This window comes from Specibacter sp. RAF43, assembly GCF_052114065.1.
Lineage (GTDB): Bacteria > Actinomycetota > Actinomycetes > Actinomycetales > Micrococcaceae > Specibacter.
This window is the reverse complement of record NZ_JBFREA010000001.1, coordinates 48,571-71,966: the sequence shown is the minus strand read 5'-3', so window position 1 is coordinate 71,966 and position 23,396 is coordinate 48,571. Positions and strand designations below refer to the sequence as shown.

Annotated in this window: 19 protein-coding genes; 2 read left to right on the top strand and 17 right to left on the bottom strand. The window is 63.6% G+C overall.

Annotated features, from left to right (window positions below; translation table 11 throughout):
* Nucleotide 1: 1 nt before the first annotated feature.
* From AB4Y80_RS00325 to AB4Y80_RS00250, 16 genes are all read right to left on the bottom strand, one after another.
* A complete protein-coding gene (locus AB4Y80_RS00325) occupies nt 2-190 on the bottom strand; it encodes a Rossmann fold domain-containing protein (protein ID WP_442211223.1) in 189 nt (62 codons plus the stop codon).
* A complete protein-coding gene (locus AB4Y80_RS00320; RefSeq protein ID WP_442211222.1) occupies nt 190-1,161 on the bottom strand; it encodes an NAD(P)H-dependent flavin oxidoreductase in 972 nt (323 codons plus the stop codon). Before AB4Y80_RS00320 ends, AB4Y80_RS00325 begins: the two co-directional genes overlap by 1 nt.
* Before the next feature lie 124 nt (nt 1,162-1,285).
* On the bottom strand, nt 1,286-2,824 hold the full coding sequence (locus AB4Y80_RS00315) for an ABC transporter substrate-binding protein (RefSeq protein WP_442211221.1): 1,539 nt from the start codon (nt 2,822-2,824) through the stop codon (nt 1,286-1,288).
* Nucleotides 2,825-3,078: 254 nt separating this feature from the next.
* Nucleotides 3,079-4,059, bottom strand: coding sequence for a zinc-binding dehydrogenase (locus AB4Y80_RS00310; RefSeq protein WP_442211220.1), 981 nt, complete (start codon nt 4,057-4,059; stop codon nt 3,079-3,081).
* 259 nt (nt 4,060-4,318) lie between these two features.
* Complete coding sequence (gene hglS, locus AB4Y80_RS00305) at nt 4,319-5,761, bottom strand: 2-oxoadipate dioxygenase/decarboxylase (RefSeq protein WP_442211219.1); 1,443 nt, start codon at nt 5,759-5,761, stop codon at nt 4,319-4,321.
* Complete coding sequence (locus AB4Y80_RS00300) at nt 5,758-6,204, bottom strand: acyl-CoA thioesterase (RefSeq protein ID WP_442211218.1); 447 nt, start codon at nt 6,202-6,204, stop codon at nt 5,758-5,760. Before AB4Y80_RS00300 ends, hglS begins: the two co-directional genes overlap by 4 nt.
* Before the next feature lie 214 nt (nt 6,205-6,418).
* On the bottom strand, nt 6,419-7,408 hold the full coding sequence (locus AB4Y80_RS00295) for an ABC transporter ATP-binding protein (RefSeq protein WP_442211217.1): 990 nt from the start codon (nt 7,406-7,408) through the stop codon (nt 6,419-6,421).
* Entirely contained in the window at nt 7,405-8,322 is a 918-nt protein-coding gene (locus AB4Y80_RS00290; RefSeq protein ID WP_442211216.1) for an ABC transporter ATP-binding protein, read from the bottom strand. Before AB4Y80_RS00290 ends, AB4Y80_RS00295 begins: the two co-directional genes overlap by 4 nt.
* A 143-nt stretch (nt 8,323-8,465) precedes the next feature.
* A complete protein-coding gene (locus AB4Y80_RS00285; RefSeq protein ID WP_442211215.1) occupies nt 8,466-9,431 on the bottom strand; it encodes an ABC transporter permease in 966 nt (321 codons plus the stop codon).
* Nucleotides 9,428-10,360 carry an ABC transporter permease gene (locus AB4Y80_RS00280; RefSeq protein ID WP_442211214.1) on the bottom strand — a complete coding sequence of 311 codons (933 nt, stop codon included), beginning with the start codon at nt 10,358-10,360 and terminating at the stop codon, nt 9,428-9,430. Before AB4Y80_RS00280 ends, AB4Y80_RS00285 begins: the two co-directional genes overlap by 4 nt.
* Nucleotides 10,361-10,373: 13 nt before the next feature.
* Nucleotides 10,374-11,585, bottom strand: a complete 1,212-nt coding sequence (locus AB4Y80_RS00275) for an acetyl-CoA C-acyltransferase (RefSeq protein ID WP_442211213.1) — start codon at nt 11,583-11,585, stop codon at nt 10,374-10,376.
* A 96-nt stretch (nt 11,586-11,681) separates the two neighbouring features.
* On the bottom strand, nt 11,682-12,677 hold the full coding sequence (locus AB4Y80_RS00270; RefSeq protein ID WP_442211212.1) for a winged helix-turn-helix transcriptional regulator: 996 nt from the start codon (nt 12,675-12,677) through the stop codon (nt 11,682-11,684).
* Between the two features lie 144 nt (nt 12,678-12,821).
* Nucleotides 12,822-13,607, bottom strand: coding sequence for an enoyl-CoA hydratase/isomerase family protein (locus tag AB4Y80_RS00265; protein ID WP_442211210.1), 786 nt, complete (start codon nt 13,605-13,607; stop codon nt 12,822-12,824).
* 3 nt (nt 13,608-13,610) lie between these two features.
* Nucleotides 13,611-14,327 carry a VOC family protein gene (locus AB4Y80_RS00260; protein WP_442211209.1) on the bottom strand — a complete coding sequence of 239 codons (717 nt, stop codon included), beginning with the start codon at nt 14,325-14,327 and terminating at the stop codon, nt 13,611-13,613.
* 37 nt (nt 14,328-14,364) lie between these two features.
* Nucleotides 14,365-16,056 carry a class I adenylate-forming enzyme family protein gene (locus AB4Y80_RS00255; RefSeq protein WP_442211208.1) on the bottom strand — a complete coding sequence of 564 codons (1,692 nt, stop codon included), beginning with the start codon at nt 16,054-16,056 and terminating at the stop codon, nt 14,365-14,367.
* An 82-nt stretch (nt 16,057-16,138) separates the two neighbouring features.
* On the bottom strand, nt 16,139-17,380 hold the full coding sequence (locus AB4Y80_RS00250) for an MFS transporter (protein WP_442211539.1): 1,242 nt from the start codon (nt 17,378-17,380) through the stop codon (nt 16,139-16,141).
* 458 nt (nt 17,381-17,838) lie between these two features.
* Between AB4Y80_RS00250 and AB4Y80_RS00245 the strand changes: the two genes are divergently transcribed.
* A complete protein-coding gene (locus AB4Y80_RS00245) occupies nt 17,839-19,077 on the top strand; it encodes an acetyl-CoA acetyltransferase (protein WP_442211207.1) in 1,239 nt (412 codons plus the stop codon).
* Nucleotides 19,078-19,087: 10 nt separating this feature from the next.
* Nucleotides 19,088-20,602 carry a carotenoid oxygenase family protein gene (locus tag AB4Y80_RS00240; protein ID WP_442211206.1) on the top strand — a complete coding sequence of 505 codons (1,515 nt, stop codon included), beginning with the start codon at nt 19,088-19,090 and terminating at the stop codon, nt 20,600-20,602.
* A gap of 13 nt (nt 20,603-20,615) precedes the next feature.
* Here AB4Y80_RS00240 and AB4Y80_RS00235 read toward each other — a convergent pair whose 3' ends face one another.
* Nucleotides 20,616-23,387 (bottom strand): FAD-binding and (Fe-S)-binding domain-containing protein, encoded by a 2,772-nt coding sequence (locus tag AB4Y80_RS00235; protein ID WP_442211205.1) that lies wholly within the window; start codon nt 23,385-23,387, stop codon nt 20,616-20,618.
* Nucleotides 23,388-23,396 lie beyond the last annotated feature (9 nt).

Below are 23,396 nucleotides of genomic sequence, written 5' to 3'. Positions count from 1 at the left end.
TTTAAGCGGTGCCGCCAGCGGCAAGCAGCCCGCCGTCGACGTCGAGGATCTGGCCCGTTATCCAGCTGGAGTCCGCCGATACGAGAAAAGCGGCGGCGGCGGCAAACCGGGTTTTCACTACCGCCGGGGAAACCGGATTGACGCGTACATGAGGTGCGAGTTCGACCGCCAGCGCGGTGGTCCGCGTCATCAGCCCTGCTGGACGCCGTTGGGAGCCAGGGAAGTGAACCGCCGGGCCGCTTCGCGGTACTGTTCCTCGATGCGGTCGACTACGGTCGAGGTGTCCTCGACAGACCTGATGGTCTCGATGCCCTGACCCGCCGCCCAGATGTCTTTCCACTTTTTGTGACGGGTGCTTGACCCGTAGACGCGCTCCTCGGGCGGGACCAGGTTGTCGGGATCCATGCCGTTGGCAATCAAGCTCGGTCGCAGCCAAGAGGCGTTGGTACCCGTGACACCGTCGCTTACGATCAGGTCGTCTGGTCCGTGATCGACAATCATCTGCTTGTACGGGTCGACGGCCCGGCTTTCGTTGGTGGCGAGGAATCGGGTCCCAATGTAGGCGAGATCGGCGCCGGCAACGATCGCTCCGGCCACCCCGGAACCGTCGCTGATGCCGCCACCGACCGCGATAATCCCGTCGAAGAAGTCCCGCACGGCGGAGACAAACGAGAACGGCGACAGGTGGCCGGTGTGGCCTCCGGCTCCGCTGGACACACAGGCGAGGCCGTCGACGCCGACGGCTGCGGCCTTGCGGGCCAGCTTCTGGTTGACAACGTCCGCGATAACCAGCCCGCCGTAGGACTTGACGACCTCCATCACGGGCCGAGGCGAGCCGAGGGCCGTGATCACGATCGGTGGCTTGTACTCCGCCACCAATTGGAGGTCATCGGGGAGCCGGCTATTGGAGCTATGCGTGATCATGTTGAGCGCCCACGGAGCGATGGGATGGGGCGCTCCCTGGTCCTTGAGACGGCGCACACCGTCGGTTATCTCCCCCATCCATTCGTCCAGATCCGCGGTCGTCCGGCAGTTGGGTGCGGGAAAGGATCCGACGACTCCCGAACCGCAGGCTGCGAGGACCAGTTCCGGCCCGGAGACGAGGAACATCGGTGCCGCCACGATCGGCAGACGCAAGGGGAAAGGAAATCGCGAAGTCATGGTGGCTTTCTGGATCGGACGATAGCCTGCGGCATGGTGCGCAGAACAAGGAACAGGGATAGCCTGTGCGACGATCGTCGGGTCCGGACCAGGTGAGCCCGGACCCGACGATCGGCCGCTTGAATTACTTGGTCAGGCCGACGCCGCGAAACTCAAGCTTGCCACTTTGCCAAGTCTGCAGACCGGTGACCTTTTTGGCCGAGGCAACAGCGTTGACGGACTGGAACAGGATGATCGGGCTGCCTGGGTTCTCCACAATCTCCGTTGAGATCTGAGCGAGAAGTTCAGCACGCTTGGCCGGGTCCAACTCGTTGCGCTGCTGCTGGTAAAGCGAGACCAGCTTCTCAGACGCCTTACCACCGGGGTTTGTGATGCCCGTGGGTAGGAACATCTGCTCCAGGGTGAGCGACGGGTCGGCACGACCGGTCCACACGGTGGTCACCGCTTCCAGGTTCTTGGTTGTCGAGAGTCCTTGGGCCAGCGCGGCACCCTCGAGGTTTTTGACCTTGACGCGGATACCGACCTTCTCGAGCTGCGCTGCCACTGCCTCGCTGACTCGCTGGTTGGGGCCTGGGGCGTTGGTCAGGGTCAGGTCGAAGCCGTTGGCATAGCCGGCTGCCGCGAGGAGCTTCTTCGCCTCCGCCGGGTCATGACTGTATGCCGGGGCGTCACTGCGGCCCGCTGAACCCTCGGGGAAGGGCTGATTGGCGGGCTTACCGTAGCCGAAGAGGATTGAGGAGACGATGTCCTCACGGTTGATGGCCAGGTTGATGGCCTTCACCACGCGCGGATCCTGCAGGGGCTTGTTCAGCTGCTGGTTGATCACGATGGCCCCGAAGCCGACGCCGTAGCCCTCGACGATGTTCAGGCCTGCGGACTTGGCCGGATCAATCGTGCTGTCGCGGAGGTAGCCAGCATCCACAGTTGAGCTGCGGATGGCGTTTAGCGCCGCGGTCGGGTCCGTGTTGAAGCTCATGGAAACCCCGGCGAGCATCTGCGCCTTGGGGTCCCAATAGCCATCGAACTGCTTGACGTCGAGCTTGACGCCGACTTGGTAGTCCCCATCGATCTGGTACATCCCCGTGCCGACCGGCTTGGTACCGAGGTCGCCGCGCTCGATGCTGGCTGGGCTCGCTATGGCGCCAGCCCTGCCGCTGAGCTTAGCGACGAGCGCGACATCGGTTTCTTTCAGCTCAAGGTCGACCCGGAGAGGGTCCACGACCTTGACATTTGAGATGCTTTGAAGATCGGTCTTTACGAAAGATGCCTTGACGGTGAGTCCGTACTCGATGTTGGCCTTGACGGCGTCGCTGTTGAATTGGGTGCCGTCGTGGAACTTCACGCCGTCACGGAGCTTCAGGCTGAGGGTCTTCCCGTCCTTGGAGTAGGTCCACGACTCGGCAAGGCCCGGCACCGGTTTGCCTTCGGGACTGATGTGGATCAGGCGGTCGAACATGAGAAACAGCGGCACGTCATAGTACGCCGAGTTCGAGGTGGCCGGATCCAGCGTGGCTGGCGCGTGGCTGTATACGAAACGCAGGGTGGCCTTCTCTTCGGTGTCCACGCTGCTGCTACTGCCGGGACTACAGGCCGTCACGGCCATGAGTAGCACCGCCAGGACGGTCGCGAAGGACCAGCGTTTCAAGGTGGGTTGCCAAGTCATGTTTTTTCTCCTTTGAAAAAAGCGAGGGAAAGGCTGATGCGACCGGAGTCAGTCATCTGAAGTTACTATGATTTACAAAGTTTGCCCTGTCAAGCAATTTCGCATTAGTTATGCATTTCGCCAAAAAATCGATGTCTTAAAGGCTTGGTTGGGGTCGAGCGTGCCGGTTTGATCAACCCGCAAGGTCTCACACAGTCATCCATACTTCGAAGTGTCAGGCCTTCGCGGTGTCGCGCCATACAATTTGCGCCCCTTCAGGGGAACGTTATAACCACCTTGTGCTGGCCAACTTTTGGCACGGTGGCCGCTTCGTAAGCCTTTGCCGCGTACTCACGGGTGAAGATGTGGGTAGACATCACCTCAGCAAGGCCAGGGTGGGCCTGCAGGTAAGACTCCCCCTCACGGAGAGCCTCCCGTCGGGCACCTGCCAACACGAAGCCGGCCTGCAACGTCAGATTCTTGCGCAGCAGCACGTCCATTCCCAACGGGTAGACGGGGTCGTCGGGAATCCCAAAGTAGAAGACCCGCCCCCCGACGGCGACTCCAGCCAGCGCATCCGAGAGGGTTCCCACCTGGTGCCCGACCGCCTCGACCACGATCTCGGTGGCATCCTCGGGATCGACCCCCCCGGCCCACTGGTTGCTCGAGAGGTGAACCACCTCATCGAGACCGAAGACAGCGGCCACCTCCGACCGGTCCACCCGGTCCACCCCCACCACCCACCGCGCTCCTCGAGCCTTGGCCGCATGGGCGAAAAGCAGACCGATGGGGCCGAGACCCAAGATCGTCACGGTCCGACCAGAGACGTCACCAAGCTGTTGCAGGGCGTGCAGGACGCAGGCAAGGGGCTGGATGAGGATCGCCCGCTCCGGCGTGAGCCGGGCATCGTAGGCATGGATCTCCTGCCCGCTGGTGACGACGTATTCTGCCAACCCATCCCGATTCGATGCCCAGCCGACAACCATCTGGCCGGGACTAAAGCCCGGATCGGCGCTGGCGACGACCTCAGCGACGAGTTCGTGGCACGGATAGCCGGGAATCCCCACTCCCCGGTCGAAGACCTCGGGGCCGACGCTTGGGGACCGCTTCCCTGAAAATGCAGGCAGGTCGCTGCCGCAGATTCCGGCGACAACCATCCTCACCAGCACCTGACCATCGCTCAGGTCGCATGCCCGCGGAGTTGGCGCGTCGATCTCGATCAGTCGAGTCGGGCCAACGAGTTGATGCGCTTTCATTGCTGACCTCCAGGGTCGTTTCGAGCCGCGGTCGTCGACCGGTGCACGGGCGACGAGCCGATAAGTTGAGCGAAGCCGCCCAACGGGGCACGCTCGCGCCTGGCCGCTACAGCAGACACATGTCGTCTCAAAGCCCATGCTCGCTGCGAGGTGACAGTGCGGCTGGCGGTGAAGTAGGCGTCCGCGCAAGGGTCGCCGACCCCGCGGACTCCGCTGGCCCGGTGCGCGGCGGCGCGAGCCGGGTCGGGGACGGTGGTGGTCACGGGAGTCGCCCCGGCACTTCGCCGCACATCGTCGATGCCGTCGGCATTTCGATTCCCTGCCTCAGACCCAGTTCGGTCGCGACCAGTTCCAGCGAGCGAGCGCGCTCTCGCGCGTACAATTCCTCGGGCACGTGAACCTCGCGGCCGATCACCTCGGCCATCCACGTGATGTCGCGAACCGCTTCGCCCTGGCTCAGGTCGACCAGGCCGTCACTGGAGAGGTTGGAGGCGAAGATGCCGGCCGCCGATCTGGGGAGAAAATCCTCGTAAACGATGGGCTTGGCGGTGATCCAGCCGTTTTCCAGCAGATCCACCAGTCGATGGCCAGGCGGGGGCCCCTCGGGCAGGTCGGGGGCGACGTGGAAGGTGAAGAACGCCAAGTCCCTAATGGCGAGGTCGTGCTCGGTTGTCGGCAACGACTGCTCCCAGACGCGCGCCGCGTGCTGCTGTCGGGTGGTCCCTGGACCGGCCGCGGTCGCGGCGTCGATTTCGATCATAAGCTGGTCGTAGAGCTGCCGACCGGCCGGCGTAAGCGCGATACCCCGGGCTTCGACCTCCCCGAAGCGCACACGAAGATCGCCGGACGCCACCGTGCCGTCAACTTCCCGGAAGTTCCGGGCCTCGGCCAGTGCACGGAAGGATGTCTGCCGTAGCAGCACGTCGGGACCGTCCCAGCGCGGCGGTCCTTGAATCTGGTCGATCATCTCGATACCGCGCGCCTGCATCCGCGCATACAGGGCGTCGATGTCGAGCACCCGAGGGGTGAGGTGATTGATGTGGGTGCTGCCCACGCCACCGATGTCGGCGGCCACGCTCGAGATTGAGTGCAGAGTCTCATACCAGGCCCGATCGACCGGGTCGACCGAGAGTTCGAAGGCCCCGGTCGCCAGTTCGATCAGGCGGTCGGCTGCCATCTCGTCCATGCCGCCGTCGGCCTCAGCACGGTCAGCCAAGTCGAGCAGCTCGTCGGGGAAGAGGGTACGGGACTCCAGGAACGCGACGAGGCGCGCCTCGACCTCCTCGTCGAAGAACCGCCGATCCTGGGGAACGAGCATCGAGGTAAAAACTCGGAAGGGGTTAATCGCCAATTCTTGCCGGTCGACAGGCCGGAAAGCGGTGGATATAACCGGAACGGGGTTGGGTTGGGCATCGCGCAGATCGTAGAAGCCCGTGGGGTACATGCCGAAGGCCGCGAAGATGCGGGTCACTTGGGCCAGTTCGCCGGGCGTCCCGACCCGGATTGCACCGTGGCGCTCCGCGGTGACCCTCTCGATCGAGCCGAGGCGCTCCGCGTCGTTGCCGCGCTCGGCGATGACCGCGGCGTTGACCTCCTGGGCGACCTCGACCAGTTCACGATAGGCCGGCACTTCCTTCCCGTATAGCTCGGAGAGGCTGCGAGCAAACCGTGCGCGCAGCTCAGTCGTGGAAATCTTCGTCATGTTCCTTCTCCTTTTTCGGCCGCCGCGAGGAATGGCCGCAGATAATCCGCCTCAGCGGGAGTGACGAAACGTGCTGTCCCCGATGCATCCAGGGTTACTAGGATCGTCGAGGCGACGACTGCCTCGACGCTGTTCTGGCTCACGCGGTAGGCCACCGTGTAGGACTTGGTCCCGATCCGGGTCACATGCATGGCAATCTGGACCGGGGCGTTGCCGTACAGCGGCCGTGCGTAGTCGACGGCCAGCGAAACGACCACCCGAGGTGCCTCGAAGTCAGCGAAACCCTTGCGGGGGGCGGTCTGGCCGAGCCACCGAATGCGAGCCTCCTGTAGGAGGTCCACCACCTTGACGTGATTAACGTGGCCGAGCGAGTCCTCGTCGCTCCATCTAAGTTCGAGATCGACCACAAACGTTTCGTGGCCGCACTTGCCGCTGAAATCCATCGCCCTTCTTCCATCTGCAGAACCCTCGCCGGACCGACGCCCGGACCGTTCCAGACACACTAATTACTACGAACTGGAGAGTCAAATAGCCTTAGGATAGCCATAAAGCTGCAGACAACTCCCTAATAATTATTTGATAATACTACGTATTAGAGAGTCAATCAAGAGGTTTGGTAGCGGGTCGCGTCTGTGTAGTGCTCATTAGGCGGAACTCCTAGGTGGCGGAGATCAGCTCGAGTGGGTGATGACAAGCCACGGCTGATGCGCCGGCATGCCGGAAGACGGGCACGTCGGTGCGGCACTGGTCCGTTGCGAAGTTGCACCTGCTCGCGAAGGCACAGCCCTTGGGTGGTCTGGCGATGTCTGGGATCTCGCCGGTCAGGGCTGTCTTCCCTCGGTTACGTTGCTGGACGGGGTCCGGAGTCGGTACGGCGTTCAGCAGTGCAGCCGTGTAGGGGTGCTGCGGCCGCGCGAAGATCTGCTCGGTGGGCCCAATTTCGACGATGCGGCCAAAGTACATCACGGCGACCCTGTGCGAGATGTGCTGTACTACGGCCAGGTCGTGGGAGATGAAAAGGTAGGCGACGTCCAATTTCCTCTGGAGCTGCTCCAATAGTGCGATGATCTGGTTCTGGGTGGAGACGTCGAGGGCGCTGACTGCCTCATCGCAAATAACCAGCGACGGATTCAGCGCGAGCGCCCGGGCTATCGCGATGCGCTGGCGCTGACCGCCCGAGAACTCGTAGGGATACCGCTCGATGTGATGAGCCCCGAGACCCACCAGGTCCAGCAATTCCGCCACTCGGGCTTCACGTTCGCGGCGGCTCAGGTCGGTATGCACCTCGAGCGGCTCGCCCACACTGTCTGCAATGAGTATCGAGGGATCCAGAGAGGAGTACGGATCTTGGAAGACCATTTGGATGTTTCGGCGCGCGGCGCGGAGCTTCTTACCCGTCAATCCGGTAATCTCCCGGCCGTTGAGCTCCACCCGGCCGTCGGCGGGCGGGATCAGCTGCATGACCGCCCGCGCAACGGTCGACTTGCCAGACCCGGATTCACCGACCAGGCCGAGGGTTTCGCCCCGCGAGATCGTGAAATCGACTGACTTGACGGCATGGAGGGTCTCTGCGCGCACACCCCGGCGACGACGACCGGGGAAGTTCACGGAGAGCCCGGAGACGGAGAGAACTTCGTCGGTGTTCATAGATTTGCTCCTAGCTTCAGTTCGGCGACACGGGCACACCGGGATTGGCGGTCACCCACCTCAATCAGGGGCAGTACCCGTTCACTGCAGCTCGCCACCGAATAGGGACACCGCGGTTCGAAACGGCACCCGGGTGGCATGGCCCAAGGTGCTGGCGTTGAGCCAGGGATCGACACCAGGTCGTTGTGGCCGTTGAGCTTGGGCATCGCTCGCAGCAGTCCCTCGGTGTACGGGTGGCGCGGTCGGCGGAAGAGATCGAAGACATCACCATGCTCGACAATCTCGCCGGCGTACATCACGGCAACCTCGTCACAGACGTCCGCAACCACGCCCATATTGTGGGTGATCAGCATAATTGCCAGCCCCCGCTCCTCGCACAGGGTCCGCAGGAGCTGGAGGATTTGGTCTTGGATCGTCACGTCCAATGCGGTGGTGGGTTCATCGGCGATCAGGACCCTCGGGTTGCAGGAGAGCCCCATCGCGATCATCGCCCGCTGCCGCATACCGCCGGAGAACTCATGGGGATAGCGCTTCGCACGCCCTGAAGCGTTGGGGATTCCGACATCGTCGAGGGCCTTCACAGCCCTGGCCCAGGCGTCGCGACGGTTAAGGCCCTCGTGTCGTCGTACCGTCTCCGCGATCTGCTCACCGATCGTGAAAGCCGGGTTGAGGCTTGTCATTGGCTCCTGGAAGATCATGGCCATCGTGTTGCCGCGCAGGGCCGAGAGCTCCCTTGGTCTGAGGGTGGCGAGATCGACACCGTCCACTTCGATGGTGCCGCTGGCGATCCTGGCAGCGGACTTCGGCAGCAGGTTCATGATGGCCAGGCTGGTGACGCTCTTGCCGGATCCCGACTCACCCACTACGCCAAGGATCCGACCGGGATGCACATCGAGGGACACGTCGTTGATCACGCGTTGGTAGCCCTGGTTTGTCGAGAACTCGATCGATAGCTCGCGGACTCGCACCAAGGGGCGGCCCCGGACTTGGTCGGTCCCGGGCACGGCAGAGATCTCCCCAGCAGCCTCGCTGCTGGCCGGGAGTAAGTTCGATGGCATTAGTTGTTCCTCGATTCGCGTCCAAGCGAGTCGCGCAGCGAGTCACCGGCGACGTTGAAGGCAAGCACCACGATCGCGATCGCGATGCCGGGGTAATAGATAAGGAAGGGTGCACGGTCGATGAACGGCATCGCACGGCCGAGCATGGCTCCCCAGCTGGCCTCGGGGTACTGGGCTCCCATGCCCAGGAAGCTCAGGCTTGCCTCGCTCAGCATTGCCCGACCGACCAGCAGTGACACACCAACGATGAACGGGGACCGCACGTTGCCTAGCACATGGCGATAGACGATCCGGGTCGTCGAGGCGCCGATGCTGCGGGAGGCTTCGATGTAGGTCTCCTCTTTCACCTCCATCACGCTTCCACGCACGATTCGCAGGATGCGGGGGGCGAACACGATACCGATGGCTATCATCGCGTTTGTCAGGCCCGGGCCGAGCATACCGACGATCGCAATGGCCAGCAGTAGGCCTGGCATGGCCATGATCGCGTCATTCACGAACATGATCGCCCGGTCAACGGCCCCACCGAGGTAGCCGGCGATCAGACCGAACGGCAGGCCCAAGACAACCGCGATGACGGTGGCCTCCAACGCAGCCACCAGGGAGACCCGGGTGCCGTAGACCAGCCGCGACAAGACGTCGCGCCCGACGTCGTCGGTCCCCATCCAGTGCTGCGAGCTGGGCGCCTGCAGGATGTTGCTCAGGTTCTGGTTATTGGGGTCCAGAGGTGCAACGTATGCCTCGAAGATCGCGACGAAGCAGACGAGCGCCAGCACAAGCACCGACACGACGCCGGTCTTTTGCTTGAGGAAGCGGGTCTTGAATCGTGCCCAGGGGCGGGTCCTCACGGCGGTTTCGCCCGCTGCAGATTGCCTGACGGCGGCAGCTTCACGTCGGGTTGCCTCGGCCCAGACATCGATGTCCGGATCGTCGGGAGCCATTGTTTTGTTGTCCGCCATGCTCATTGCACCTTCGGGTTGAAGTAACGGTAAGAGAGGTCGACCATGAGGTTGACGACGAGGACTGCCAGCGCGGCGACGAGGACCGTACCTTGGATGAGCGGGATGTCACGTTGCAGCACCGCCGTGATTGATAGTGCGCCCAACCCCGGGACTCCAAAGATCTGTTCCACGATGACCGCCCCGCCGAGCAGGAAGGTCATTTGGAGTCCAATCATGGTCATTGCCGGAACGCCCGCGTTCTTCAGGGCATGTTTGAGCAGCACACTGGGTGTGGGCAGCCCTTTGGCCCTGGCGGTGCGGACGTAGTCCTGGTCGAGGATGTCGATCATTGAGGCCCGCAACTGGCGCGCAATTTCTGCCGCCGGCGCCGCTGCCAGCGTGGCCGCCGGAAGGATTAGGTACTGCAGCCACCGCGACGGTGACTCGGTAAACGGCACATAGCCCGATGATGGCAGGATCCTCAACGTCAAGGAAAACACGATCACGAGTACCAAGCCGAGCCAGAAGGCCGGCACCGCGGTGCCCGCCGACGCGGCGATGGTGATGACGCGGTCTAGCAGGCTCCCTTGACGTACCGCGGCGATCACTCCGACCGGCACAGCCACGAGAAGGGCCAGGATGATCGCCAGGAGTGCCAGCCCGACGGTGACCGGGAACCGTTCCAGCACGAGATCAGCGACGGGCGTGCCGCCTTGCAACGTCACCCCCAGGTCGCCGGTGACCGCGGAGTGGATCCACCTGACGAACTGTACGAGGATGTTGTCGCCGAGGCCGAGGCGCTTTCTGGTCTCCTCGATCTGTTCGGCTGTGGCCTCGGGTCCCGCGGCAGTCACTGCAGGGTCGCCGGGGACCATGAGGATCATGAAGAAGGTCATTCCCGACACCATGACCAACAGGCCAACGGATGTGAATAGACGCTTGGCGAAAAACACGTGACAGCTCCTTCTAATCGATTCGCTCGACGAGCGTGGCGACACCGATGCCGGTCGCGCCGCTTATGGAGACCACTCCGTAGCGCCCGCGACAGCGCTCGAGTTCGTCGATGAGGTTGGCCAGTAGGAACGGACCGGTGGCGCCGAACGCGTGGCCGATGGCAATCGTGCCGCCGTTAACGTTGAACCGATCGTCGCCGACTCCAAGCTCGCGCTGGAACTTGAGGCAAAGCGCGCCGAACGCCTCGGCGAACTCGAAACGGTCTATGTCGTCGAGCTTGAGACCGGCCCGTGCGATCACGGCGGTCGTCGCTTCCTGGCCGGCCGTCATCATCTCGATCGGGCTAGCGCCGACCGTGGCTGAGGCGACTATCCTGGCACGGGGCCGGCAACCCACTGCGGACGCGCCGCCCTCATCGCCCAGGAGCAGTACACCTGCCCCGTCGGCGAGCGAAGGGGAAGTGCCGCGGGTGTGGAGATGACGAATGGCTGAGAGTTGCGGATAACTTCGGAGCGCGACCTGGTCCTGCCCGGCGGCGCCCATCTCGGCGAAGGCGGGCGGCATGGCCGCCAGCTGCTCGAGTGTCGTCCCCGGACGTACGTGCTCGTCTGCGTCGAGCAACGTCGTACCGTCCGCGCTGGCGACCGGGACGAGGGACCTTGCGAATCGGCCGGCGGCTTGCGCGGCAGAAGCAGCGGCCTGAGAGCGAACCCCCATTTGGTCGATCTCCTCGCGCTCGTAGCCCAGAAGGGTGGCCACAAGATCGGCGGCGACACCCATGTGGATCGCCCCAATCGTCTCGGACACTTTCGGATCGTGCCATAGCGGGCCCATGTCGCTGCCCATCGGGACTCTGGAGAGCGATTCCACTCCCCCGGCCACGATGAGCGATGCATCCCCTGCCTTGATTCGTGCGGCAGCGATATTGACGGCGTCCAGTCCGGACGCGCACGCCCTGCTGACGGTGCCCCCGCCCACGGAGTTGGGCCAGCCGGCCATCAGTGGCGCCAGCCTGCCCACGTTGGAGGCCTGCTCGTAATGCTGCCGGGCAGTGCCGATGACGACGTCCTCGACGCGTTCGACGTCAAGATTTGTACGGCACTCGAGCTCCTTGAACAGCAGAGTGAGCATATCCAGCGGCGTGTGCTCGGCGAGTCCGCCGGTAGGCTTCGCCTTACCTCGTGCTGTCCTAATCGCTTCGAAAATAAAAGCGCCGCCAGGCATGTAGTCTCCTAGTGTCGCGAACCCCTAACGCTTTCGGCATCAGTAAGCAAAGGTCAGCAACTTATACATTTACTATGAGATACAAAGGCAGCTTCGTCAAGAGCCGATCTGGATGAGCGTAGAATTTCGCCTCTCGCCGAGCACGAAGTAGATGTCCTGGCGTCGCAACCGCAGCCCGCAGTGACCACACTGGTACTCCGGTTGCAACTTCCGACCACAGGCGTCGTGAATGACCTCGATGGCGACCTCCGCACCATTCGACTTGAGGTGCTCATTGGCCCAGCAGACGATCTCGATCAGGAATCCGCTCATTGCTCTTCCCCGGTCGGTCAGGCGGTAGTCGGAGCGCCTCTTGCCTCCCGCCAGTTCCTGCACTCGCAGGATTCCCAAGTCGACGAACCGCGACAGTCGGGCCGACAGCACTGTCGGGGGGATCCCGAGGAACCGCTCGAAGTCGCTAAACCTGCGGATGCCGATGATGGCCGAGGAGGCCAGGGCCGTGTTCCACCGGTCCCCAAGGAGCTCCAGCGTCTCGCTGCGCAGCTCCAGTGGGTCGGTACGAGACTTCAGTATGGTGCGCTGCTGTGTGTGGTGCCGGCGTGGAGCGCTGCCGACGTAGCTCAAGGTCTCACGGGAGCGCTTCACGGAAGTTTCACGTGGCCGGACGGGCAGGTCGCACTTGCCGCACACCAGCTCAGGAACAGCCTCGTCGCCACACAGTCGGTGCATCAGGATCGGACGCGGTCCGGGAATGGGGTCCAACCATTGTCGTTCCCACACGTGTGCCGCGACGAAGATCCTCCACGTCGCCATCCCCATAGCGGTGAGATGATACTCGTAACGAACACGCCCATCAACGTAGGGCTTTTTCGCCAGGAGGCCGCCCTCGATCAGCCCCTTCAGACGATCGGCAAGGACAGAGTCGGACGCGCCGATCGAATCCCTAAGCTGTTGATACCGGCGCTCACCACGGAAGACGCGCTGAAGGATCTTCAGCGTCCAGTGGTCGCCCAGTAGTGCGAGACCAAGCCCTGTTGAACTCGATACAGTTCCCGGAGTTGGCCCGTCAGACAATGGAAGTCTGCCGGTCATGGTCCATGGAAAATTCCTCCTCTTTAGCGCCTGCCCAGATACTCGCGGGGACAGGCAATGTCGAGCCCGCACACTTCCTCAGGTTTCCAAAACAGTCTGGCACGAATGAGAGTTATGGCCCAGTTGCCGCTCCGCCCCGGCCGGTCACGTGCCTGTGAACACAGCAGGGCGCTTCTCGAGGAATGCTCGAACGCCTTCTTTGTGGTCATCGGACTCCCGGCACCTCTGGACCGCGACGTCGTGCGCCTTCAAGTGCTCGGATCGTGTGCGGGATCCCGCAGCGTCGATCAACGCCTTCGCCTCGCGTACGGCGAAGGGCGAACCGGTCGAGACCTTTCGGGCGAGCTCCCGTGCCGCCGTGGGCAGGTCCTCCGGTTCCACGACGTCCAACACAAACCCAATCCGATGGGCCTCCTGTGCCGAGATGAACTCACCGGAGAACACCAATCGCTTGGCCTGCTGCTGGCCGATCTGCTGCGGCAGCAGCCACGTCCCGGCTCCCGTGTCGGGAATGAGCCCACGCTGGACGAAGATCCAGCTGAACCGTGCCCGGGTTGAGGCAATGCGGAAGTCACTTTGGGTCGCGATCTCCACGCCGAGCCCTGCGGCAGGACCGTCCACGGCCGTGATCACGGGCTTCGTGCAGTCGACCACGAACCAGTGGTCATCCTCGCGGGGAGCGCCTTTATCCCCGCTTGCCTCCTTGGCCGCACCGGGCCGGTCGAGGTCGGTCAGGTCGGTCCCGGCACAGAACTGCTCGGGAACCCCGGTGATGATGATGGCGGTCACCGCGGGGTCCGTTTCCGCTTCGACCAGGTGCCGCCTGAGTGCATGATACATCGCCCAACTGAGCGCGTTGCGCTTCGCCGGTCGGTCGATAGTGATGGTCGCTAGACCATCTGTCACGTCGTAGCGGATGAACTCGGTCATCTCTCAGCCCTCCGTCGTCGCCGCGACGAATGAGAAGTCGACGCCGCTCAGGTGGATTGTTTCGCCTACCCGTGCCGGGTCCGTTGCTGTCACGTCGACCGTGACCAGCCCGGTGCGGTTGCCCGCGGGCACGAAACGCACCTGCGTTTTCTCGAGTAGGACAGTCGCGTCGTCCACCACCTCGGCGTCCAGCACTGTGCCCCAAGTCTTCGCTGTCGCTATCGGGTCCGGGACCGCCAGCACTGCTGCCACCATGTCCTGCGCGACTTCAGTGCACGATGCCTCGAAGATCCCTGGAGCGAAGTGCCAGGTGTCGTGCGGTTCGACTTGGTCGAACTCGGCGAGAGTACCAAAGGCCTTGGGATGCCACTGGGAGATCTCGTGCCCGTCCATCTCCCGCGCGAAGAGCGGGTGGATGTCGAGCTCGGCCGCACGGGCGGAAACGCTCGCGAGGTCGCCAACCTGGACATCGACCATGTATCCCATCGGGCCGCGGCGCTTGACAAGCTTTCCCGCGTGCGAATCCGGGCTTAGCGGCGCGCAGATCTCTAAGAAGGTGTCGCCGAAAGTGAAGATCTCGTGCTCGAAGCCGAGTTGGGCCATCCCCTCCTCATGACGAGTGCCCCGAGTAAACCCAAATGCTTGCCGGAACTCGGCAAGGGCGGGCTCAAGGTCAGGTACGAGTAGGACGATCTGGCGAATGGTGGGGAGGTTGGGCACGGATGCCTCTCTCTTCGGTAGGGGTGGATCGGGAGACTTAGGAGGTTGCCCGGAGGCTGCGTTTGAGAACCTTCCCCATGGGGCTCCGGGGCAGTTCGGCCACAATACGCAGGCTCTCCGGGAGCTTGAAGACGGCCAGCTGATGCTCGCGGAGGAACGCGAGTAGTTCGGCGAGCGACAGGGCCGCGCCGGGGTTGAGCACGACGACCGCTTCCACCCGCTCCCCGAGCTCGAGGTCCGGGYGGCCGACCACGGCAACCTCGCGGACGGCCGGTTGGCCTTGGATAAGTTGTTCAAGTTCCGCGGGCGAGATCTTCAGTCCGCCACGAATGATGAGGTCCTTTGCGCGGTCGACGTACTGGAAGAACCGCATGTCGCCATGCTCATCGGTGACGTATTGGAAGATGTCGCCGGTGCGGTAGAAACCGTCTTCGTCGAACGGGTCACTGCTGGTGGTGCCCTGATAGTAGCCGGCGAAGACCCCGGGGCCCTTGATGCAAAGTTCGCCGGGCACTAAGGGGTCGGTGATGATCGCTCCGTCCTCCTGGCTCACAAGACGGCTCTCCATGCCCAGGGCCGAGCGATGCCGCCACACGTGGTCCGGGGATCCGAACCGGGGGAACAGGCGGGAGCGTTGCTCCGGATCCGGAACTGAACGCGGATCGCAGTTCAGAGTAATCCCCTCGTTGGAGCCGAAGCAGTTAATGATGTCGACCCCAAACCGCTCACGCCACGCCACTATCATCGACGGTGGCAGCGGTGCGCTCCCGGAGCCGATCGCCCGGACGCTGGCCAGGCCCTGAACCGTAACCTCGGGCATCGACAGCGAGCGAATGAGCACGGCAGGGGCCGCCAACGTGTAGGTCACCGCCTCGTCCTGGATCTGGCGAAAGTACACACTGGCATCGAACGGGTGGTGCTGGATGAGGGTAGCGCCGGTGATAAGCCACGGGATGAACATCCCTGCGATCCCGCCCATGTTCACCATCGGGAACGAGTTCAACAAGACGTCGTCGACTGTTAGGTCCGCGCCGTCGACGCCGGACAGGCCCATCCGATACCAGTCGTTGGCACAACGGGGCACCCCCTTCGGAATCGACTCCGTGCCGGAGGTCCAGCACAGAGTGACAGCGTCGTTGGGATCGAAATCTAGGGTTTCTCGATAGCGGTGCGCGGCGGAAACGTGCTCCGGCGAAACGTCCGCTGACACGCCCAGGGGCAGCACACCCTCCGGCACGTCCGGCCCCACGGCAAAGACGGACCTGAGGGGCAGCCGATCCGTCAGCACGCGTGCGAGCGGCTCGAGAGGTCGTCGGGGAAGCGAGGAAGCCACGAAGGCGGTCATCCCTGCCAGCTCACCCATCTGGACGAGCTCGAACTCGCCATACTGCAAGGCGAAGGGAACTGCAATCGCTCCCAGGCTCGCAAGCGCAAGGTAGCTGGCGGTCAGGTCCACCGAGTTCGGCAGTTGCAGGCCAACACGGTCTCCGCTGCGTACCCCGCCGGCATGTAGGGCAGCGGCGACCTGGTCGACTCGTGCCGCCAACTCGCGCCAGGTTAGACGCTGAACCGAGGAACCGTTGATCGAGGCCAAGTTTGGGGCATCGGCTACTGCAAGTCGGTCGGGCATCGCCGTCACGTGGTCCGCCAACATCTCCGGCCACGTCTTGACGCCCCACCATCCTGCCTCCGTGTAGGCCGCCACCGTCTCGGGGGGGTGCAGCTTCATTCCCTCTTCCCTTCCAATTGCAAGCTCTCTAGCTTCGTAATTTGTATCATACTATAGGCCTGATCGTCCAAGGTGATTGCCCTCAGGAGGAGAGTTTGGGTCGGCGGCACGCGATAGCGGCACCGGCGCAGATCGTTGCCGTAATGAGGAGCGCTGTCGATACGGATGCGACGTCCGCAAGGTAGCCAGTGGTCGTGGCGGCGAACGGCCTCGACCCTAGGAAGGCGACCATCCACAGGGCCATGACCCGCCCCCTATAGCTATCCGGGGTGCGGAGGTGAACCTGTGTACTAATGCTCGTCAGCGCCACGGTCATGCCGATGCCCGCAACGAAGAACGAAGCCATGGCAAGGAAGGGATTTGGGCTGGCCGCGGTGGCTCCAATCCCCACCGCGAGGATCGATAACCCGAGTGACGGCAAGGTCTCCTGCGCGCGACGACGCCTTAACACGGCTGTGGCGGCGAAGCCTGCGGCCGCCCCCGCACCGAAGAACCCCGTGAGCTGGCCCACCAGGCCTGCACCGCCACCAAATCCGGCCGCCAGCGGGATAGCCAACGTCGTCGAGGGATCGACGCCGACACCAATCGCTCCAATGCCCAGCAACAGCACGAGCAGCCGCTTGTCGCTCCACACGAACCGCAGTGCCGCTCGCACCGTCAAGTCCTCGCCAGGTTCCGGCCGGCGCGCCACGACGCGCCCCGTGAACTGCACAGCAACCCCGTACAACATGCATCCAGCGGCGGCGGCGAGGAACGCCGCCACGGCGCCGAAGTTGAGGTAGATGAGGGCACCCAACGCGGGCCCCACCGCCCGGGTGATCGTCAGCGGCAACGTGTTGAGTTCGACGCCCACGGCCAGCTCTCCCTCGCGTACCAGCGAAGGTACGATGGCCTGACCGGCTGGACCAGTCACTGCGACGCCTAGACCCACGACCAGGGTCGCGCTCACGACCAGAATCGTGGCCGCGTCCGTCGGAACGGCGTAAAGGCCCGCGCCGGCGACAATGCATCCGATAGCGCTAACCGCTGTTCCGGCCAGGATCTGCCGTCCCTTGTCACCGCGGTCCGCAAACTTTCCGGCGAGAGGGGACGCCAGTAATTGTGGAACGAACTGGGCGGCAGCGGTGATGCCGACCACGAGTGCGGAGCCACTAAGCTCGAAAACCACGATCGCAGCGACGATGCTGTGCACCCATACCGCGCAGGACCATGTGAATTTTCCCCAGAAGAACGGGCCGAAGGTCCGGTCCGCCAAGAGCCGCACGGCGCCGCGGGGCGTCGCCGGAGGAGTTTGGCGGGCAGATGGTTTCCCGGCGTCGGACACTCGCAACCCACACTCCCTATTTCACAGTCCGCGTTCGATGGACACGCGCCGTCAAGTAATTGAATTTCGAACCATACACTACGTTTTTCCAAGCCAGCATGCCCGTTCGAAGCGGCTTCGACGTTAGCCCATCCGTTGCTCGGCGGCAGGTCCGTGCGCATCGACGCTTCCGACGCCTACCTCAAGCATTCATCCGGGAACCTGATCCAACAGCCTGGGAATCTTGTCAGGCGGTATCAGCTGGGTTCAACCAACGGGACGAAACCCGCGATTCGCAAAAATGGCCCGGACAAACCGACGGTCTAAGGGTTAGCCCCCGTAGAAGCAAGAGCCAAGCCCACTGTTGACAATGCTAACTTCGTATCTAATAGTAGATTAGACAAGAAAATGGTTTTCTGTCCAGTGACGAGCGACGCAGTACTTTCGGGTTCGTCTCGGACGCAGATAGGAGTGAACAGATGACCGAGTCCGTGTGGATCCTTGGGGGCTATCAGACAGACTTCTCGCGCAACATCGCCCGTGAGGGCGGCGAGCTGTCGACACTTACTGCGGAACTGCTCGACGGAGTGTTCGACAGCACCGGCTTCAACCCCGAGCATGTGCAGACCTGTCACGTCGGGAACGCCTTCGGAGAGCTGTTCACCGGTCAGGGGCAGTTGGGAGCCATGCCGGCTACCGTTGACCCCCGGTTATGGGGCATTCCTGCGTCCCGCCACGAGGCGGCCTGCGCTTCGGGCTCGATGGCCCTCCTCGCCGCGGCGGCCGAACTCGAGGCGGGGCGCTACGACACCGCGCTGGTGCTCGGGGTCGAGATCGAGAAGACCACCGACGCGGCCACGGGTGCCCGATACCTCGGGGCCGCTGCCTGGATTGGCCACGAGGGCCAGGCCGCCCAATTCATGTGGCCGTACATGTTTTCCGCCTTGGCGGACGAATACGACCGCCGGTTCGGGATCGACAACCGCCACCTACGTGCTATCAGCGAGTTGAACCTGCGGAATGCGCGGAGCAACCCGAATGCCCAGACTCGTGCCTGGTCACTGGGTCCGGAGAACTTCAGCGAGGACAACGAGTCCAACCCCGTCGTCGAGGGGCGGCTGCGTCGTACGGACTGCAGCAATATCACTGACGGCGGTGCCGCCGTCATCCTGGTGACCGACCGGTACCTGCGCGAAAACCCCGACGTCGCTCGTCGGCCCCGTGCGCTGATCTCGGGCTGGGGCCATCGGACGGTGGGCCTGGATCTCGCACAAAAGCTGGCCCACAGCCAGAGCCAACCGTGGGTCCTGCCGCACGTGCGTTCGGCGATCGAAGATTCATTCAAGCGTGCGGGCATCGCCGGCGTGGAGGAGCTGGACCTCATTGAGACCCACGACTGCTTCTCTATGAGCGAGTACGCAGCGATTGACCACTACGGCGTAACCGCGCCCGGTGAGAGCTGGAAGGCCATCGAAGACGGGGACCTGGAAAAGGGTGGGCGGATTCCATTCAACCCGAGCGGCGGGTTGATCGGTGGCGGTCACCCCGTTGGCGCGACAGGCGTCCGCATGCTACTGGACTCCTACAAGCAAGTGACCGGCCAGGCCGGAGACTTCCAGATCAATAACGCGACCCGCGTCGGGGCGCTCAACTTCGGCGGCAGCACCGCAACCACGGCCGCCTGGGTGGTCACCGGTGGCGCAGCGGCCGGGATATAAGGAGACGGACATGGAACTGAACCTCGTCACCCGCTTTCTCTCGGACTTACCCAAGGACGACGACCATCCCTATCGGACAGGCCCCTGGACACCGCAGACGGCAGAATGGAACGCCGTCGATATGGAGGTCGAGGGGGAGATACCAGCTGACCTGAATGGAGCCTATATCAGGAACACCGAGAACCCGCTGTACGCCTCGATGAAGATGTACCACCCGTTCGACGGTGACGCGATGCTCCACGTAGTCGGCTTCCGGGACGGGCGCGCCTTTTACCGGAACAGGTTCGTCCAGACCGATGGACTCAAGGCGGAGATAGCAGCCGGGGAGGCCCTCTGGCCCGGCTTGGCCGAGCCTCCGTCTCTCAGTAAGGTCGACTACGGGTGGGGAGCGCGCGGCCTACTCAAGGACTCCTCGAGCACCGACGTGGTGGTCCACAATGGCGAGGTTCTAACAACCTTCTACCAGTGCGGCGACCTGTACCGCCTCAGCGGCACCACGCTTGAAACCCTCGGCAAACAGGATTGGCACGGAGCGTTCCCGGCAAGGGACGGCATCTCGGCGCACCCCAAGGTCGACGAGCACACCGGTGAGATGATGTTCTTCAACTACGGCGTCGAGGCGCCTTACATGCACTATGGGGTCGTCGACAAAGACAACAACCTGGTCAACTATTGCGACATCCCCCTGCCCGGACCTCGGCTCAGCCACGACATGGCGATTACCGAGAACTATTCGATCCTCAACGATTGCCCGCTGTTCTGGGATCCCGAAGCCCTCAAGGCGGGCAAACACGCGGTGCGTTTCTTCCGGGACATCCCGACCCGGATCGGGGTTATCCCGCGTTACGGCAAGACGAACGACCTTCGGTGGTTCGAGTTCGACCCGACCTATGTTCTGCACTGGCTCAACGCGTACGAGGAGGGCGACTGGGTCATTTTGGACGGGTACTACCAAATCAACCCGTCGCCGAAGCCCCGCCCGGGCGCCCGGGGCTATGAAGCGATCTTCCGGTTCCTCGGCGTGGACCAGAAAGACCCTCGACTGCACCGCTGGGCGATGAACATGCGCACGGGTGAAACCAAGGAGTACGACATCACAGACGTGGTCTGCGAGTTCGGCATGGTCAACGGTCTCCACCTCGGCCGACGACACCGGTACTCGTACTCCGCGCTCCGCGAACCGCACATGTTCTTGTTCAACGGGTTCGTCAAGCAGGATCATGAGACCGGGAAGGCGGAGAGGGTCGAGCTGCCGCAGGGTGTGTTCGCCAGCGAAACAGCGGTCGCTCCGAAGGTCGGCTCCACCGGTGAGGATGATGCCTATATCGTCACCCTGACCACTGACATGGTCAACGACCGCTCGGAGTGTTTGGTCTACGACGCTCAGGACGTAACCTCCGGCCCGGTGGTGCGGATCCGGCTGCCGGAACGGATTAGCAGCGGCACCCACTCGACTTGGGCACCCGGATCGGCAATCGCGGGCTGGGATTCCGCTGACAACCCCCTCCACGCGATGCGCCTGTGAGGGGTGCCTGTTCTCAGTCCCCGGAGCGGGTCGCTTCCTCGAGCAATTCGAGAACATGGCGGTAGTTCTTACCGGTTGCCCGGCTCATGCCGAGTTCACACGTGCGGTTGGTTGAAGCATGGGCTGCGAAGTTTCCTGAGATGACTTCTGCCGCCTCGGCGGCCGTGGCCGAGGCGGTGAGTTCGGGATGAAGCATCCCGCGGTCGCCGGCGAAGGCGCAACACCCCCAGGTCTCGGGGATCGACACGGTTGTCGCCACCCGTGCGGCGATGGCGGCGAGAGCGTCATTGAGGCCGAGCTGCGTCGATGAACACGTCGGGTGCAGCGTGAGGGAAGCGAGGCTGGGGGTGATCTCGAGCAGCTCGAGGATGTTGTCTCGGACGAACTCGATGGCATCGACGAAGCGCAGTGATTCGAATGCTCCGCCGGCAGTGGACGCGCTGGCTCGCATAGTCTCGAGGCCCTCCGTGCAGGACGTCGCATCACAGATGATCGGAAGGCGCCCGCCGTCGCTCGCTGCAAGGAGCAAGGGCAGGACGTTCTCACGCATCCGGTCGTAGCCACTGAGATGTCCCTTCGACTTCCATGGCGTCCCGCAACAGAACGACTCGATTCCCTCCGGGACGAGCAGGGGAACGCCCGCGCGCTCACTCAACCGCAGCACGGCCTCCATCACGCCTATCCCGTCGCCCTGGGGTGCGAACATGGTGCCGATGCACGACGGCACAAACACGGCGACCGGGTCGGGCTGTTTCCGGGGGAGGCGGGGCCTCCCCCCAGCCGGGAGGTCGGCTCCGTAGAGAGGCACGGTGTCATGACCGAGCAATGCTCGCGCGGCGTGTGTCGCTCCGCGTACGAGGGGCAGTGGCAGCTTGTCGGCGATATTCAGGGCCAGGGCGCCGGCAGTGGTCACTGCACCCCACTGCCGTGCGGCGATGTCCCAGGCGCCGTTCTCGAGGGCTTTGGAGTTCTCCGCCCTCAACCGGCGAACCAGATCGCCGGTATTGATGCTCAGTGGACACGAGGTCTGGCACATGCCATCCACGGCGCAGGTGGAGATGCCTTCGTAGTCGTAGTCGCGGCGCAGCTCCTTGAGCAGTGAGGTGTTTCCGGCGATCTCCGCGCTGCGCATCTCCCGCCGAATTGCGATTCTGCCGCGGGGGGTGAGGGTGAGATCTTTTGAGGGGCACGCCGGCTCGCAGTAGCCGCACTCGACGCACCGGTCCACCTCTGCCTCGACCGTGGGTGTGGTCTTGAGGTGATGCAGGTACGCGTCGGGATCATCGCTCAACACGGATCCGGGGTTGAGCACGTTGAGCGGATCGAAGAGAGTCTTGATGGCGCGCATCACGTCGTGAAGCTCGTCGCCGTACTGGCGCCGGACGAAGGACGCCATGATCCGCCCTGTGCCATGTTCCGCCTTGAGTGATCCGCCAGCTCCGAGCACGAGTTCGACCATGTCGTCGGTAAATGCGCGGTACCGCTTGAGACTGCTCGCCTCATCGAAGCGTTCATTCAACATGAAATGTAGGTTGGCGTCCTTCGCGTGGCCGAAGATGACGCTGTCGTCGTACCCGTAGCGTTCGAATAGGCGGGTGAGGCCCGTGCTCGTGTCGAGCAGGGCCGCGACGGGCACGGCGATGTCCTCCAGCAGTGCCGTGGTGCCAGAGGGGCGCGCTCCTGCGACGGTCGTGTAGAGCCCTTTGCGAATGGACCAGAGCCGTTTCCGCACTTTGGTGTCGGTGGTGAATTCAGTCGCGTCACCGGGCAGAAGGCTCTCGAGTTCCCTGGTGGCTCTGGCAGCTCGGTCGCTCAGCTCCCCGACCGAATCGCCCTGGTGCTCGATGAGCAGGGCGGCATGGCCACGCACGCGCAGGGCGGAGAGTTGCGCGGTGCTTTCGGGCAAGGTTTGGGCGACCCGGAGGGACACGGCGTCCATAAGCTCGATCGTGGCGGCGCCCGAGGCGGCGAGTTGCGGTAGCGCGGCGGTCGCCGATTCAAGACTGGGAAAGACGGCGAGGGCCGTTGCCGCGAAGGGCAGGAGGGCGACGGTGCGGAAGGTCGCCTCGGCGATAAAACCGAGGGTTCCTTCGCTGCCGATCATCAGGTGCATCAGGATATCGACGGGGAGCTCGTGGTCGAGCAAGGAGTTGACTCCATAGCCCATCGTGTTCTTCATCGCGAACTGGGACCGGATCGTGCGGACCGAGGCGGGGTTGGATCGCACGCGTTCACGGAGAAGCTGTAAGCCCCGGTGCAAGGTAGGTTCCAGCTCGCGCAGGCGCCGATCGGCATCCGGTGCGGCGGTATCGATGACGGTGCCACTTGCAAGAACGACCGTGAGGGACTCAAGTGTCTGGTAGCTGTTCTGCTCGATCCCGCACGCCATGCCGCTGGAGTTATTCGCCACGACACCCCCGATGGTGCACGCGATCTCGCTGGCCGGATCGGGCCCCAGCTTTCGGCCAAACTTCGCCAGCGCAACGTTGACCTGGCGTACCGTCGCACCCGGCTGGACACGGACGCGCAGTCCGCCGTCGAGGACCTCAATCCGGCGAAAGCCCGATCGCGTGTCCGCGAGGACGCCGTCGGTCACGCCCTGGCCGCTAAGGCTGGTTCCCCCCGAGCGGAAGGTGATGGTGGACCGGTTGGCCCGCGCCTCGGCCATCAGGACGGCGACGTCGGCGGCCGTCCTGGGCTTGGCCACGGCGGAAGGGACGAGATAGTAATGGGATGCATCGTGGGCCTGCGCGAGCCGATCAATGGCCCGGACGGACGACGGCACTGGGGTCGC